Origin of the sequence: Tardiphaga sp. 37S4 (genome assembly GCF_021044645.1) — a bacterium.
Lineage (GTDB): Bacteria > Pseudomonadota > Alphaproteobacteria > Rhizobiales > Xanthobacteraceae > Tardiphaga > Tardiphaga robiniae.
This window is the reverse complement of the sequence record NZ_CP088008.1, coordinates 633,659-647,374: the sequence shown is the minus strand read 5'-3', so window position 1 is coordinate 647,374 and position 13,716 is coordinate 633,659. Positions and strand designations below refer to the sequence as shown.

Annotated in this window: 19 protein-coding genes; 7 read left to right on the top strand and 12 right to left on the bottom strand. The window is 59.7% G+C overall.

What is annotated here, in order from left to right; genetic code table 11:
* The first annotated feature begins 20 nt into the window (after positions 1-20).
* Complete coding sequence (locus LPB73_RS03090) at positions 21-359, top strand: hypothetical protein (RefSeq protein WP_231079574.1); 339 nt, start codon at positions 21-23, stop codon at positions 357-359.
* A gap of 121 nt (positions 360-480) precedes the next feature.
* Here the strand turns inward: LPB73_RS03090 and LPB73_RS03085 are convergent, their stop codons facing one another.
* From LPB73_RS03085 to LPB73_RS03060, 6 genes are all read right to left on the bottom strand, one after another.
* On the bottom strand, positions 481-1,089 hold the full coding sequence (locus LPB73_RS03085; RefSeq protein WP_231079573.1) for a cysteine hydrolase family protein: 609 nt from the start codon (positions 1,087-1,089) through the stop codon (positions 481-483).
* Positions 1,090-1,522: 433 nt separating this feature from the next.
* The gene (locus LPB73_RS03080; protein ID WP_231079572.1) at positions 1,523-1,861 is read right to left on the bottom strand and encodes a DUF3147 family protein; all 339 of its coding nucleotides are present in this window, start codon (positions 1,859-1,861) and stop codon (positions 1,523-1,525) included.
* The gene (locus tag LPB73_RS03075; RefSeq protein WP_231081052.1) at positions 1,858-2,412 is read right to left on the bottom strand and encodes a phosphatase PAP2 family protein; all 555 of its coding nucleotides are present in this window, start codon (positions 2,410-2,412) and stop codon (positions 1,858-1,860) included. The genes LPB73_RS03080 and LPB73_RS03075 overlap by 4 nt, the downstream gene beginning before the upstream one ends.
* A gap of 79 nt (positions 2,413-2,491) precedes the next feature.
* Complete coding sequence (locus LPB73_RS03070) at positions 2,492-2,746, bottom strand: SemiSWEET family sugar transporter (RefSeq protein ID WP_231081051.1); 255 nt, start codon at positions 2,744-2,746, stop codon at positions 2,492-2,494.
* 123 nt (positions 2,747-2,869) lie between these two features.
* Entirely contained in the window at positions 2,870-3,730 is an 861-nt protein-coding gene (locus tag LPB73_RS03065) for an SDR family oxidoreductase (RefSeq protein ID WP_231079571.1), read from the bottom strand.
* Positions 3,731-3,845: 115 nt separating this feature from the next.
* Positions 3,846-4,007 (bottom strand): DUF2934 domain-containing protein, encoded by a 162-nt coding sequence (locus LPB73_RS03060; protein ID WP_081422126.1) that lies wholly within the window; start codon positions 4,005-4,007, stop codon positions 3,846-3,848.
* A gap of 213 nt (positions 4,008-4,220) precedes the next feature.
* Here LPB73_RS03060 and LPB73_RS03055 point away from each other — a divergent pair, with 213 nt between their 5' ends.
* Positions 4,221-4,445 carry a hypothetical protein gene (locus LPB73_RS03055; protein ID WP_231079570.1) on the top strand — a complete coding sequence of 75 codons (225 nt, stop codon included), beginning with the start codon at positions 4,221-4,223 and terminating at the stop codon, positions 4,443-4,445.
* A gap of 257 nt (positions 4,446-4,702) precedes the next feature.
* On the opposite strand, the gene LPB73_RS03050 is transcribed toward LPB73_RS03055, so the two are convergent.
* The 3 genes from LPB73_RS03050 to LPB73_RS03040 form a co-directional block, all read right to left on the bottom strand.
* The gene (locus LPB73_RS03050; protein ID WP_089261416.1) at positions 4,703-4,918 is read right to left on the bottom strand and encodes a hypothetical protein; all 216 of its coding nucleotides are present in this window, start codon (positions 4,916-4,918) and stop codon (positions 4,703-4,705) included.
* 96 nt (positions 4,919-5,014) lie between these two features.
* On the bottom strand, positions 5,015-5,239 hold the full coding sequence (locus LPB73_RS03045) for a hypothetical protein (RefSeq protein WP_092148305.1): 225 nt from the start codon (positions 5,237-5,239) through the stop codon (positions 5,015-5,017).
* 61 nt (positions 5,240-5,300) lie between these two features.
* A complete protein-coding gene (locus LPB73_RS03040; RefSeq protein ID WP_231079569.1) occupies positions 5,301-5,690 on the bottom strand; it encodes a hypothetical protein in 390 nt (129 codons plus the stop codon).
* Between LPB73_RS03040 and LPB73_RS03035 the strand changes: the two genes are divergently transcribed.
* Both LPB73_RS03035 and LPB73_RS03030 read left to right on the top strand, forming a co-directional pair.
* Positions 5,689-6,012 (top strand): hypothetical protein, encoded by a 324-nt coding sequence (locus LPB73_RS03035; RefSeq protein WP_231079568.1) that lies wholly within the window; start codon positions 5,689-5,691, stop codon positions 6,010-6,012. The two genes, LPB73_RS03040 and LPB73_RS03035, sit on opposite strands and share 2 nt — an antisense overlap.
* 1,381 nt (positions 6,013-7,393) lie before the next feature.
* Positions 7,394-7,582, top strand: coding sequence for a hypothetical protein (locus LPB73_RS03030; protein WP_231079567.1), 189 nt, complete (start codon positions 7,394-7,396; stop codon positions 7,580-7,582).
* Positions 7,583-7,747: 165 nt separating this feature from the next.
* Here LPB73_RS03030 and LPB73_RS03025 read toward each other — a convergent pair whose 3' ends face one another.
* Entirely contained in the window at positions 7,748-7,975 is a 228-nt protein-coding gene (locus LPB73_RS03025; RefSeq protein WP_231079566.1) for a hypothetical protein, read from the bottom strand.
* A gap of 94 nt (positions 7,976-8,069) precedes the next feature.
* On the opposite strand from LPB73_RS03025, the gene LPB73_RS03020 reads away from it, so the two are divergent.
* The 3 genes from LPB73_RS03020 to LPB73_RS03010 are packed head-to-tail and all read left to right on the top strand — an operon-like array spanning position 8,070 to position 10,515.
* Positions 8,070-9,206 (top strand): acyl-CoA dehydrogenase family protein, encoded by a 1,137-nt coding sequence (locus tag LPB73_RS03020; RefSeq protein ID WP_231079565.1) that lies wholly within the window; start codon positions 8,070-8,072, stop codon positions 9,204-9,206.
* Positions 9,206-9,943, top strand: a complete 738-nt coding sequence (locus tag LPB73_RS03015; protein WP_231079564.1) for a PIG-L deacetylase family protein — start codon at positions 9,206-9,208, stop codon at positions 9,941-9,943. The genes LPB73_RS03020 and LPB73_RS03015 overlap by 1 nt, the downstream gene beginning before the upstream one ends.
* Entirely contained in the window at positions 9,940-10,515 is a 576-nt protein-coding gene (locus LPB73_RS03010; RefSeq protein WP_231079563.1) for a class I SAM-dependent methyltransferase, read from the top strand. Before LPB73_RS03015 ends, LPB73_RS03010 begins: the two co-directional genes overlap by 4 nt.
* Here LPB73_RS03010 and LPB73_RS03005 read toward each other — a convergent pair.
* Together LPB73_RS03005 and LPB73_RS03000 are read right to left on the bottom strand one after the other, a co-directional pair.
* Positions 10,448-11,614 (bottom strand): glycosyltransferase, encoded by a 1,167-nt coding sequence (locus tag LPB73_RS03005; RefSeq protein WP_231079562.1) that lies wholly within the window; start codon positions 11,612-11,614, stop codon positions 10,448-10,450. The genes LPB73_RS03010 and LPB73_RS03005 overlap by 68 nt on opposite strands.
* Positions 11,615-11,847: 233 nt before the next feature.
* On the bottom strand, positions 11,848-13,539 hold the full coding sequence (locus LPB73_RS03000) for an alpha-amylase family protein (protein WP_231079561.1): 1,692 nt from the start codon (positions 13,537-13,539) through the stop codon (positions 11,848-11,850).
* Between the last annotated feature and the right edge of the window lie 177 nt (positions 13,540-13,716).

Below are 13,716 nucleotides of genomic sequence, written 5' to 3'. Positions count from 1 at the left end.
TGACAACGAACGAGGACAATATGAAGAAGACGTTGATAGCAGTAACGGCAACGGCACTGATGATTGCTCCTGCTGCATTCGCACAGAGCGGTGCAAATCCGAGCGCGCCTCAGGTCAATTCCGCAGGCAACGGCGTTACACAGCCCGGCACCACCAGTACAGGGACGGCAGTCGATCGCCCGACATCGAGCACTCCACACGCGGCGCCGCACGCTGCAGGATCGCAGACCGGCAACAATGCGAGCTCCCTTAGTGGATCGAACGCGGCGACTGGAACTACCGGGTCTAACAGCTCTGCCGAAGGTCGCACTTCGGGCGGCGGCGGCGGTGCTGGTGGTGGTGCCGGCGGCGGCAACTAGCGCGTGATGCCAGCCAGAGGGAGACCCCGATGATCGGGGTCTCCTCTTTATGGGTCTTGGTCGCCCGCGCCGGTGGCGCGCGCCAAACACTTCGCCCGTCCGGCCCTAGCCCTGACTGCATTCAAACCTGCAACCATCTTTCAAGGATCTCGGCACAATCTGCCAGTTCGATCTGTAGGTCGAAGCGCTGGGCGTACAAGCCAAGTAAGGCATCGTGAGTTTCGTCAGCTGAGCTGCACATCGCGTCTTGGGCAACGATGATTCGATAGCCCAGATCAACGGCACTCAAGATGGTTGAGAGAACGCAGACGTCAGTCTCCGCGCCGCTCACAATCAAGGTATTGACGTTACCGTCTTGCAGAATATCGTGAAGTCTTCCATTCGAGAACGCAGAATACGCAGACTTGTCGCAGACAATCGCCGGTGGGACATGTCGCTGCAAAGGGGGCATAAGCTCGAGGAGTTGCGGGTCCAGACGTTCGCGCGTGACCACCCGCCATTTTTGGAAGTAGCTCTGCCACATCCCATTTGCATGCTCGGGCGACGCCGGGGGAATAAAGCGCGTAAAGACAGTCCGTGCCGGGTCATGCTCGACGAGGCTTTCCACCGCCGGGATGACACGTTCGAGCCAAGGTGTCGGCCAAGGCCCTTCGGGACCGAACAGCCTCTGCATGTCCAGACACAAGTGCACTGCCCGACTGGTGTCTATTCTTGATCGGAGCTCGCCCATCTCAGGTCCACGTCCTGCGAAGTCTCTTGTAAGTCCACCAGCAAGAACCTGCTGTTGCCGCCCATACCAGAGATGCCAGCGCCAAGCTGCTCCAGGGAGCCGCGGCATTTAGGAGGAAAACTGTGAGAGCGAACGTAACGAGGCCCATGCTTCCCAGAGCCGCTCCGGCGGCGTCGAGCGCAGCGGCGTCTTCACCACGTCTCTTGCCATGCAGGCCAATTTCCCTTTTGCGGCGCCTTTCGTGCGCCTCGACCAGCGTGGCACTGGCGCAGAGCATGGCTGGAAATGCCAGAAACAGACCGCCGACGCCCGGCCCACAACGTGTGCCGATCAGACCCGTTATTGCAGTCGATGCTCCGCCCAGTAGGAACTGGACGATGTATTCGTACCAGTGACCATCGCTCAACGACGAGAATGAGACTCGAACAAGCATTCACCCCACCATCGCATAGAGGTCAAACGCGACTACCAGCCACAGGGGCAACCCGAGCAGAGTAACAGATAGAACTGACAACCCCGTGCGTTTGAGTAGATGGCACGTCACGAAGCAGAACACGAGAAGAGCGGTCGCGCCGGCCATCATCCAAGCAGCCAGCGTAGAGACGTAGTCCGGTCCGTGCCTGGAGATAGCGAGCGCGAGCGAAACCAGGGCCACCGATGGCGCGGCGCCGAAGAGCCCCGCGAAGGACTTAGGCCGTAGCACGTCTCCGAGCAGCGCGAATATCGAAACGACTGCCCCTCCAACGAAAAATCGGACGGCGTAATCCGTCATGGCGTCGTCGTCTCCTTGCCGTAGCCGGTCCAGCGTCTCAATAGCCGATCGATCAGATATCCGGTGGCGAAGCCCGCGACCACATCGCTCGTCCAATGCGCGAGAACATAGATCCTCGTCAGCGAGATACCGACCGCAGCCGTCCAGGTCAGCTCGCGATACGGCCGATCGAATGAGGATGCTGCGCTTGCGAGAGCCCCCATATGCATCGCGTGCCCCGAGGGGAACGCATCATTCGGGCGGCCTGAGATCGGTACTCCGTGTAGATGGCCAACAATGGTGAGCCTGTCCGGGCGACGTTGATTGAAAACATGCTTCAGTGCATGTGGCACAACGGCCGTTGCCACCGAGGCCGCCCGAAAATGCGTACCGACCGTTCGCTTCCAGGGAGAGCCGCTACGCGACAGGAGCCAGAAGGCCGCTGCAGCAACAACGAGAACATGCTCGTCCGCGCCCCACGTCAGAGCTTCGGCCACTTGTTCACTTGCGGCATGTGCGTGCCGAACGGCAGTTGCTGCGGCCTCGCGATCAAGGAGAGTGGGTGGTACCATTATTGGCCGCATGGCATCTCCATATGACACCTAGATAACAGGCACTCTAAACCCTGATCACGCAGCCAGGTTCCGCTCCCTATGCAGACCCCTCCCCGCCAATGTCTCGTATTTTACAGCCGAGCACGGTCGCTGTCAGCGCACAGCCGATGCTGTTTGCCAGAACAATGATCCAGTCGCCCTTGAACAGACCGTAGGCGCCCCAGAGACCGAGGCCCGATGTCAGCGCTACGAGCATCCTGAGCGACAGATCTTTGGTTGAGCCCCGGGGCAATGCTTTCCGGACCTGTGGGATGTACGAAAGCGAAGTCAGGACAGCGGCGAGCCCACCCACCCAAGGCAAAATATTGGACACCGATGAAACCCCGCTGCTTGAAAGATTTTGCCCCGTCCCGCGAGCCGTCAAACGGCCTCGAACGGACACTTCTTTGACACGGGCGCGAAATGCCCGATCCGCTTAGATGAACGGCTTACCGCCTGTAACGGCGATCGTGGCTCCGGAAATATAGCTTGAGAGTGGATCTGCGAGCATCACGTAGGCGGTTGCAAGCTCTGCGGGCTGCCCGGGACGTTGCATCGGCGTCTGCTTGCCGAAATTTCTAACGGCTTCGTCTGGCATGGTGGATGGAATGAGCGGCGTCCAAATCGGTCCCGGTGCCACCGCGTTTGCGCGGATGCCCTTATCGGCCAACATCTGCGCCAGGCCGCCGGTGAAATTCTGAATGGCCCCCTTCGTCGTTGCATAGGCCAGCAAGGTTGGGTTCGGCATATCCGAATTGACCGACGCGGTATTGATGATCGCACTTCCGGGCTTCATGTGAGGCACGGCGGCCCTTGTCAGGTAGAACATTGCATAGATATTTGTCCTGAACGTCAAATCCCACTCGTCGTCGGAAATGTCGCCGATGTCCTTGAAGATCGCTTGATGCGCCGCGTTGTTAACGAGGATGTCGATCCCGCCCAATTCCCTTACCGCCTTATCGATAATCACGTCGCAATGGCGCCGATGCTGGATGTCACCTGGGACCATTATGGCCTTGCGGCCTTCCCGCTCGATTAAAGCGCTAGCTTCGAGGGCATCCTCGGTCTCATCGAGATAAGAAAGCAAGATGTCGGCACCTTCGCGTGCGTACGCCAACGCGACAGCGCGGCCGATCCCACTGTCGCCACCCGTAATCACTGCTTTCATGCCCTGCAATCGACCTGACCCCTTGTAACTGCTTTCGCCATGATCGGGATAAGGCCGCATGGCCTCCGTTCGGCCCGGCAACGGTTGTTTCTGGGAAGGAAACGGAGGCGCGGGATAAGAATGGCGCATGAACCAACTCCTAGATAAGTACCAAACGCGAAAACGCGTGACTTGATGCAGCGTTCCGCCGGTGGCGACATCGCCCTGCGCCAACGACGAAGAGGCGCTTGGGCAGCGCTTTTTCCTACTCTGGCATCGGTTTCGGGTCTTCGTCGCCAGGCGCATCGCTTTCAAGCTCGCTTTTGGCCTGGTGCCAGAAGTCATCGGCCTTACCTTCCGGGCGACCTTCCCTTTCCCAAAGTTTGTGAGCGTACTCTCGGATCTGTTCTTCAGAGTATCGGGGCATCGGCCTCTCCTCAAAAACGGATAACTGCGGCGGCGAATCGCTTTGGAACATTCATGCAGGCGATCGCATCGATCGCTATAATTGCTTGTGCGCTTAAGACGCCACTATGTGACCAGTTCCCGTCCAAGAATATTTCGATTAGGATTATCGCTCCCGAATGAACCGTTCTCTCGTTCGCGCAGCAAAGGGTTGTCACGAAAAAAGGGGACTCGCATGGCTTTTCGCGAATCCGTCAGCCGGCTTTTTGGCCGCCCCCTCACACCGGAAACCGCCGAGCGTACCAAGCAGCTTAACGCCTCGATGGACGAGTTCGTCCGGCTACTGCATACCAACGGCTATGACAGCAGAAGCTCCGCCACGTTTGGAGCGATGGCAGGGCCATCGGAACGGCTGCCATGCGAACAGGACGCTCAAACCTCAAAAGAGGAAGGAATGTAAGTCGGTCCTACGTAACAGACGACAGCCTGATCGGCGTCTCGAAGCGGGTACGCCGCCACCATCTAACCGTCGGCTAGGTTTTGAAGAACAGGAAATATACGACGGCAAAGGCGGCCACAACTAGGCCGAGGCTCCAAACTAAAACGTTGCGAACCGACGGCCCTGGCTCGGCCCCGCGTGCTTTGCGCGCTGACTTTACTTGGGCGCCATCATCATCTCGTCCCAATTCATATCCTTTCACGAAGCTTGAGCCCCCGTCAATTTGTTGCGCCGCCAAGCGCTGTCTTGTTTCCGGCTTCGCTGCTCGGGGCGCTGACATGGACTTCGTGTCCCTGGCGGATCGCAAGAGACGCTGCAGCGACGGCTGCTTCGAAAGCAGACTCCTTGGTCAGGAATTTCCCCTCCACGTCTCCATCGTGCAGAACGCCCCAGCCATCGTTAGATTCGATGACGGCATAAGTTGCTAAACCCATAGTGTCCTCCGGAATGACTGTCGGTCACAAGCCACTGCTAAATTCATGTTTCCCAAAAGCGTCTCGCTCGACGATCTCAAATGGCAACCGGCCTAATCATCGCCGCCGTGCCAGTGCCCGGCCAATGAGAAATGCTGCCAACAACATGCCGAGCGGAGCTTCACGCGTAAGCTTGCTTAATATGTCGAGCGGCTTGCCGGGCTTTTTGCCTTCCTCAATTGCTTCTCCGATTGTTGATGCGGCGGTTTTGACACCATCCGCCACAGTAGCTTTCAGATCAGACAATTGGTCGGTTACAGATGGCGTGTCTTGATCGGTCATGGCGCATCCTCGTCCGGTCGTTGCACAAGCACTTACTAAGAGAGTTGTTCCCGGTTGGCGATCATTTCTGCGCATTGAAACCCTGGTGCGGCGGTCCGCGCGAGCCGGCGTCACGCAGAATAAGCGCCCCGCCGAGTAGCAACAGCAGGAATACAGCGCCGACAAGGTACGGCCCATGGAGCATCGCGTTACTTCTTCTCGCGACGCCCCCCCCTAAGCTCTTGGTCGTTTTCTTGCGAAATTCTTCTTCGCTGCAGCGCCGCCTGCCGCCGGAAAACATGCTACGGTGAGCGATCACCGCCCGACCAAGGACAACTATCGGTGCTGAGATTTGCTTGCTCCCGTCTTTAAAAGGAGCAGAACGATGCCTGACTATCGCGCCCATATCGTAGGCAAGAACGGTCATTTCGAAAGCTTCGAAGTCTTCCAGGCGGATTCCGACGAAAGCCATGAAGGTTGCCGAGAAACTCGTCGATGGTCACGACGTCGAACTCTGCAACTTGCTCGCAAGGTTGCAGTGCTCAAGCACAAATCCAAGTCCGGTATCGAAACCAAACGTCTCTTCCGCCGTAAATGGGACGCCGGGATGGAGATGTGGCGTGCCGGACGATTGCGACAAGAACGAGCTCTATCGGCGGCTAGCGCAAGCGCGTCGGCTGATTGCCGGGCCGCTTGACCCACTGACCTTGCAGCGATTAGAGGCCCTAGCCGTAGAGCTTGAAAAACAACTCGCGGTTGTCGAACTGAACGACACCGATGCGCCGGGGGCCTGATCTCGATCTCAACCTGACCCCTCCGCTTGGACGAACTCGCCATCGATGCCAACCACCAACGAACGTCACGTCGATAAGCGGCTACGCTCTTTTCTAGCTTTCCCATCCCGGTCTGAGTGCCTCAGTAGACACCGTCTAAGGGAAAGATTCGTGGCGTGTATTGTAAAAGCCAAAGCGGGGAATAGTGGTGTGCGGGGCATTATGGGCACGCCGCGCGCGACGCTTGCCAAATTCGAGGAATGTAGTGCCTAATGAAGGGACTGAGCACTGTCGTGGCCGTTTTGCGCGGTCTGTTGATTGCGACTGCTTTTGCTCTCTCTGCTTCTTTTCTAGCGAGCTGGCTCCTGCCGACGATGCCTTCGATGGCGTGGCTAATTTTATTTAAATGCAGAGTGTTGAGAACGCAGTTTGAATTGGAACGCATCTGCGAAATGAACGTAGTAAGGGCGCCATGTCCCTTCTGTCAGATCCAACGTTGCAGATCGTCTTGCTTGCGGCCGTTTTCGTTGTCCTTGAGGGCCGCGACGCCGTCTCGCGGCAGCTTTGGAACGTGTTTTTGAACACCTAATTGTTTTCGCGTTCATCAGTGTGGAAGTTTGCCATGGTCACAAAGGACGGAACTACAATTCCCGGGATAGACGGCGAGCAGATGGCCAAGCTTGAAATTGCACGTCGGATTTTGGAGCAGGCACGGCTATCCTAGCAAAGGCGGCGAAGAACGAGACCTCGCTCGCTCCCTGCATTCACGGCCTGCCCGGTTGCGCCCATCTTGCGGCCAGCGGTCGGCAACGGGACGCCAGCGGATCGCGTTGATTGGCGGGACTTGGGGATCTTGGTGACGTTTGAGCCGCCGCGGCAGTAGTAATAATGCGCGTCCTCGGATTCATAGAGCGTGACGTGGCCGCCACCGGTGCGGCTGCGCGCACTGCTCTTGCCGGCGGCATTACGAAGCTGGCGGTCGAGCGAGTTTAACTGTTTGGTTTCTTGATCAGCGCTCAGCGCCGGCCTTGCAGGCCGTCTGCATATGCGGGCCGTCCTTATTCTCGAACGCTAGCATTTCTCTTTTCAATCAATCTGTCTTTCGCTTGGAACCGATGGCAGACGGGTCTGCTCGATCGAGGGACCATGTCGGAGGTACGTCTTGGGAACAACTCTAACAATTTTCGCTTAGTCATACCGTGAAGGCGCCGGACTCTTGAACTATCTTTCGCGGTCTCAACAATAGGTCGCCTAGCTCTCCGCCACTTGAGCCTTGGCCATCTAACAGACCTTTTCCGGCGTGCTTGCGCCTGGGCGATGACTATCGCTTGGGTCTCATTAGAGGCAGCGTCTTTGCCCGCGATTCACCAGCAGGGGCCGTTAAGCGGCCGCGGAGCGTTTCATGAAGACTGCACTAGGAAGTGATCCGAGACTTAACGGCGACGGTCTCGTCGATCGTTTCAAAGATCAGTTGCTGATCGTTATGTTGAAGCGGCTTGGCGGCGGTCCATTACGGATTCCAATCGAGGAAATGGACCGGACTGGAATGGACCTAGCGCGTTTCGCCTTGTCGGCGACGACTTCGTCGTAAGTTTATTCAAACCGCATTAGGATGGCCGCGGCCCGCTGGAGCCTACGGCCCTTCGCATGTGCGGTTGGTCCTTCGAACGATCGACTAGATATTGCTTAAAAAGAAAGGCCGCATCGCCCATGACGACGTGGCCTTTGCCCTACCTGCTGATTGTAGGACAGTGCCCTACCGGTCTCCGAAATACGCCTGAGCCTGCTTCAGAGCTTCGGACGGGTCGTCGAATTTCTCGCCGGCGAAACTTTTCATAGGGCTCCAATGCGGTCCGTGAGCGATGATCCGGAACCATCCGTCCTCGTTCCTCCGGACGCGTCCGATGATCTCCTGGCGCTCAGTCCAGACGAGCAGCCACGTCTCGGAGTTCTCGTTGTGCGGCTGCAGTTCGATGATCGCCATATAGTTTATCCCAAAGAGTCCTAAGACAACGCAAGGAATGAGACTCGTTCCAGCGGACCGGAACTATCGGTGCGCTGCGGACTTCACCGCATGCATGCAAAACTTTCGTGAGGACACCGCCATTCTCGCTCCTTCCCAACATCACAAACTGCTGGAGAATGCGCAGGCCTTCGCCGCGAAGCTCTCAAAACGCGCCTTCGATACCGATAGCACCGCCCAGATTTCACAAGACGTCTGGACGGACTTCCGCTTCAGCGGGTTGGCCATGAGCCCACTGCCTCACGAGTTCGGCGGCAACGGTCTCTGGGAGCCGCGGTTCGGCACCGAGCTCTGCACTATCCTGCGTTTGATCGGCGCTGCTGACCTCTCGCTCGCGCGTCTCTACGAGGGCCACATCAACGCAGTGGGGCTCGTCTGCCGTTACGGGACAAAAGCGCAGATCGAAAGTCTCGCGGGAAGCGTACGCGACGGTGCGCTGTCCGCAGTATGGGGCGCCGACGATGCGCAGGGCCTGAAGATCATCCCGGAGCGGGATGGCAACGTCCTCAAAGGCCGCAAGATCCTGGCGTCGGGCGCCGGGTTCGTGACGCGTCCCCTGGTTACCGCATCAGCGCCGGAGGGGCAGCAGATGTGCCTGCTCGATCTCAAGATCGGATATGCGCACGACACGTCCCGCTGGCAGCCGCAAGGCATGCGCGCGACGGCGACCGGGACGGTCGACTTCACGGGGCGACACATCACGGATCGTGAGCGGATCGGCGCTCCCGGCGACTTCATGCGACAGCCGCACTTCTCGGGCGGTGCATGGCGCTTCTGCGCCGTCCATACCGGCGCAACGGAACGGCTAGTCGACCTGTTTCGAGACCACCTCATTTCCTCAGCAAGGGGCGAAGACGCGTATCAGCTCGAACGTCTGGCGTCTTGTGTCGCCGACGCGACGACGGCGCGCTTTTGGGTGGAGGACGCCGCGCGGCGTTTGGCAGTCGAGGATGATCCAGAGAGCATCGTGGCTTTCGCCAACCTCACCCGGATGGTTGTCGAACGATCCGCCCTGACTGTCATGGAGACCGTCCAGAGGGGCATCGGGCTTCGGGCGTTCGTGCGTCCTCACGACGTTGAGCGCATCTGCCGCGACCTGGCAACGTATCTGCGGCAACCGGTGCCGGACCGCGCCATGAGCGACGGAGCTCTGGTCTTTCTGAGTTCGAAGCGGTCGGCGGGAGACTTTTAGTGAAGGTGTCGGAATTTTTAGAAGCGACGAAAGTGCTTCCTCTCATCTCGCGCGAGGCGCTGACGGACGGTGCGCCCTTTATAATTCTGTCGCCGCACCCGGACGACGAGACGTTAGGCCTCGGCGGTCTGATCGCTCAGGCCTGCCAGGTAGGCCAGAAGGTTCACGTAGTCGTCTTGACCGATGGCGCAGGCTCGCACCCCCAGTCTGTCGAGTACCCTCCGGGGCGACTGGTGGATCTCCGGAAGGCAGAGGTCAGGGCGGCAGGCGAGATTCTGGGCCTCGATCCGGCGTTCGTGCGCTATCTCGACCTCCCCGACACACAAGCCCCCCTAGAGGGACCCCAGTTCGATATGGCCGTCCGCGCCTTGTGCGACCTCATCCAGGAGACCGGTTCAAAGACCGTCTTCGTGACGTGGGAGCAGGATCCGCATTGCGATCATCAGGCGGCCGCTGCCATCGCCAAGGCGGCCGGAGCCGCCAACCCGGCCGTCCGGCTATTCGCGTACCCGATCTGGGGATGGCACCTCGATCCGGACAATGAGGTCCCGGGCACTCCGCGGGGCCACCGGCTCGACATCGCCCCAGAACGTGCTGTCAAGCACCGCGCTATCGCGGCCCACGCTTCTCAGATGTCCGACCTCATCGAAGACGATCCAACGGGCTTCCGGTTCACGGCAGGGACGTTGGCGCCGTTCCTTGGTCCGTATGAATACATTTACGAGGTCCCGCGATGACAAGACACTCGGACAGCCTGCCGGCGTCCTATTTCGAGGACCGGTACCGGCAGGATATCGACCCATGGGGTTTCCGGACGAGTTCCTACGAGCACGAGAAATATGACCGCACTCTGTCGGCTCTTACGCGCGCCCATTATGAGCGTGTCCTCGAGGTCGGCTGCTCGATCGGTATCCTGACGGCGAGGCTCGCGCAGCGAAGCGGGCAACTGTTGGCGATCGACGCGTCCCGCAGCGCGCTCGACGCTGCGCGAAAGGACGCGCCGCCGAACGTCGCCTTCGAGGAATGTGTGCTGCCGACCGAATTCCCGGACGGCGCCTTCGACCTCATCGTGCTGTCAGAAGTGCTGTACTACTTCAGCCGGGCCGATCTCCTTTCCGTGGCCGAAAACTGCTGCAGGGTCCTCGCTCCCGACGGAGAGATCGTCCTCTGCCACTGGCTGGGCGAGACCGACTATCCGCTGAGGGGAACGGAGGCCAGCGACGCTTTCGCCTACGCCGTCGTCAAGCGAGTTCCGGCTCGCCGGATCCTTCGCGATGAAGTCTATCGCCTGGAGCGGCTGTCTGCGTGATTGCGGCGGCCCTCAGGCTTGCGACGATCATTCTGGCGATCGCGATCTGCCGAGGCAGCTCCGAGGGGCGTAGCGTCTGGTGAACCGTGAGAACAGGACTTCTGCCCGATACGGCTTCCCATGCCTCACGAAGCGTCGCCTCCTCGGCGCGGAGGTGACGAACGAAGTCGGAGGGAATACACAACCGGGCGGACATCGGACCGTCTTCGCGCGCACTCTGCCACGCCCGACGGAAAAGCGATCGGTACATGGCGCGACGGGCGATCTGCAAGGCGGGCTCAAGATCGTCGTCGCAAGGAGCATTCAAATCGGCGAGCCGGCGTCGCATGGTGTCGGCCGCTCCGCCAGGCGCCCGCCCCAAGATCCGACAGGACGTCTGGACGACGACGTCGAGCGAGTGACGAACCTTGAATCCCGCCTCGTCCAACGCAGCCGTAAGGGCGGCGTCTTCGCCGAGAGCGCGTGCAGGAAGTCCTCCGATGGCCCGATAAGCCGCCACGGTTATGGCCAGGCTCGCGCCCGAAGAGACACGATGGTTCGGCCACGGATCATGGGCTCGCGGATCACAGCGCGCGATGATTTCCGCGGCAAGGCTGAGGTAAGTATCTTCGAGCCTACCGCGGGACAGGAAATCCCGTCCCAGCGAAACGATCTCGAGCGGTTCTGCATCGATGTAGCCTGCCACGCACTCCACACCGTTCGCCAACTCATGGAGGTTAGACGAAAACCACGCGAGGCCGACGCAGCTATCGGCATCCGTGCTTATAATTACACCGCCCGGGCCGAGCGTATCGAGGCGGTCGGCCGCAAGGTCCATTGCACGCTTCCGCGCCCAGCCGGCGTTGGCCATCTCCGATGGCAATTCCTCCTCTATGACCACCACCCTCTGCGGGACCGATTCGGCGAAACGTCTGGCGACTGCCGAGGTACCGTCAGTGCAATTGTTGGCAAACACCAGGATCTCGAACGCGTCCGCGGCAAGGGGCGCGCCGAAACGGTCGCGCTGGACGGCCAGCGCAGCGATGCACCGCTCGATCCGGTCGGCTTCGTTGCAGGCCGGAATGGTGACGATCGCGAAAGGCTCAATGTTCGTATTCATAAGGCGGAGCGTCCTGGCGTAGGTGCGCCTGCTAATCGCCAGGTTCGATGCATGTTCCCTCAGCTGGGCCGCAGCGGCTACTCTATCAAGAGACTGGCGCGAAGGCCTGTCCATGTTCCAGGTCGTATCGCTCTCCAGGTTTTAGAGCGAAGCTTCTTCATCTGCCTTCCGCTGATGTCGGCGTACTCGCTGATGGCCGCAGGCTTGGTCCCGCGATCCAGGCGCAGGCACCCTTACGCCGGATGCGCATCCGTATCACTGTCGATGTCACTGCGCCGGAGCAGATAATCTAGACCGCCGACGCGGTACCAGCGATAGGCATATGCTTCCAGCATCAGGTGATGCTTGCCCTGGGCATCCGCGCGGCTATGGTCTTCCGCCAGAAGATTGATCAGGTGGTCGCCCTGCTTGCCATCGAGGCCGAGTGCGAATGACACTTCGCGTGGCTGTTCGTCGAGATTATGCACGAACAGCACGGAGTTGTTGCGCCAGTCGTAGCGGATCGCCAGCACGGCAGGGTTGCGCGTGGCGATGATGGTGAAGTCGCCCCAGCCAATTTCGGGGACCTCCTTGCGCATCCGGATCATGCGCTCGGTCCAGTTCAACATCGAATTGGGATCGCGGCGCTGCTTGGCGACATTGACGTGATTGTAGCCGTAGGGGCCCTTGTCGATCACAGGATTCTTTAACTTCTCGCTCTTGGTGAAGCCGGCACGGGGTTCGGTCGACCATTGCATCGGCGTCCGCGCGCAGTTGCGTTCAGGCAGCGTGAGATCATCACCCATGGCGATCTCGTCGCCATAGCGCAGCACGGGCGTACCCGGCAGCGTGTACATCAGACTGTAAGCAAGCTCGAGCCTGCGTCGGTCGCCGCCGAGCATTGGCGCCAGCCGACGTCGGATGCCGCGATCGTAAAGCTGCATGTCCTTGTCCGGGCCGAATTTCGCGAACACTGTCTGGCGTTGCTCCTCGGTCAGTCGGCCGAGATCGAGCTCGTCATGATTGCGCAGGAACAGGCCCCATTGCGCCGTCGCCGGGCGTGGCTTGGTCACCTTCATCGCCGCAGCCAGTGGGCGCACGTCGCCGGAGGCCAGCGCATAGAAAAGGTTCTGGTTGACGTGAAAGTTGAACATCATCTGCATGCGGTCGCCGTCGTTGCCGAAATATTCCATGTCGGTTTCCGGCAGCACATTGGCTTCGGCGAGAATGATGGCGTCGCCCTTGCGCCATTGCAGGAATTCGCGGAAGGCGCGCAGCATGTCGTATTGTTCGGTGGGCTTGTTGACCTTCGGTCCCTTGGTGGCGATCACGAAGGGCACCGCATCCATGCGGAAGCCGGAGACGCCAAGCTGCAGCCAGAACCCCATGATCTTCAGGATCTCGGCCTGCACATAGGGATTGGATGTGTTGAGGTCCGGCTGGAAGTCATAAAACCGGTGGAAGAACCAGGACTTCGAGGTCGTGTCATGCGTCCAGGTCGATTTCTGCACGCCGGGAAACACCATACCCTTGTTGGCATTGGGCGGCTTCTTGTCCGACCACACATACCAGTCGCGATAGCGCGAATCCCTGGCGCTACGCGCGTCCTTGAACCAGGCGTGCTGGTCCGAGGTGTGATTGACCACAAGGTCGATGATGACGCGGATGCCGCGCTGGTGGCAGCCATGGGTGAATTCGACGAAGTCTCCTAGCGTGCCGTAGCGCGGATCGACGCCGTAGTAGTCGGAGATGTCGTAGCCGTCGTCCTTGCCGGGCGAGGGCTGGAAGGGCATCAGCCAGATCGCGGTGATGCCGAGGCCGTGAATGTAATCGAGCCGCCGCGTCAGGCCCTTGAAGTCGCCGCAACCGTCGCCATCAGCATCCATGAAACTGCCTACGGAGAGGCAGTAGAAGACGGCGTTCTTGTACCAGAGGTCGTCGATCATGTGGCCCCTTAGTCCGTGGTTGTGTCGCGACCGGGTCGCGTCAATCAGCCGGGACTCACTCGGAATCGTTGGAGCTTGCCGACGGCGCACACGTCCAAATCCCACCGTCGTTTTCAGTCCTGAACCATGAGAGCTCGACGCGAAGAAAAGATCCATCGACTACATGAGCCGCAATTA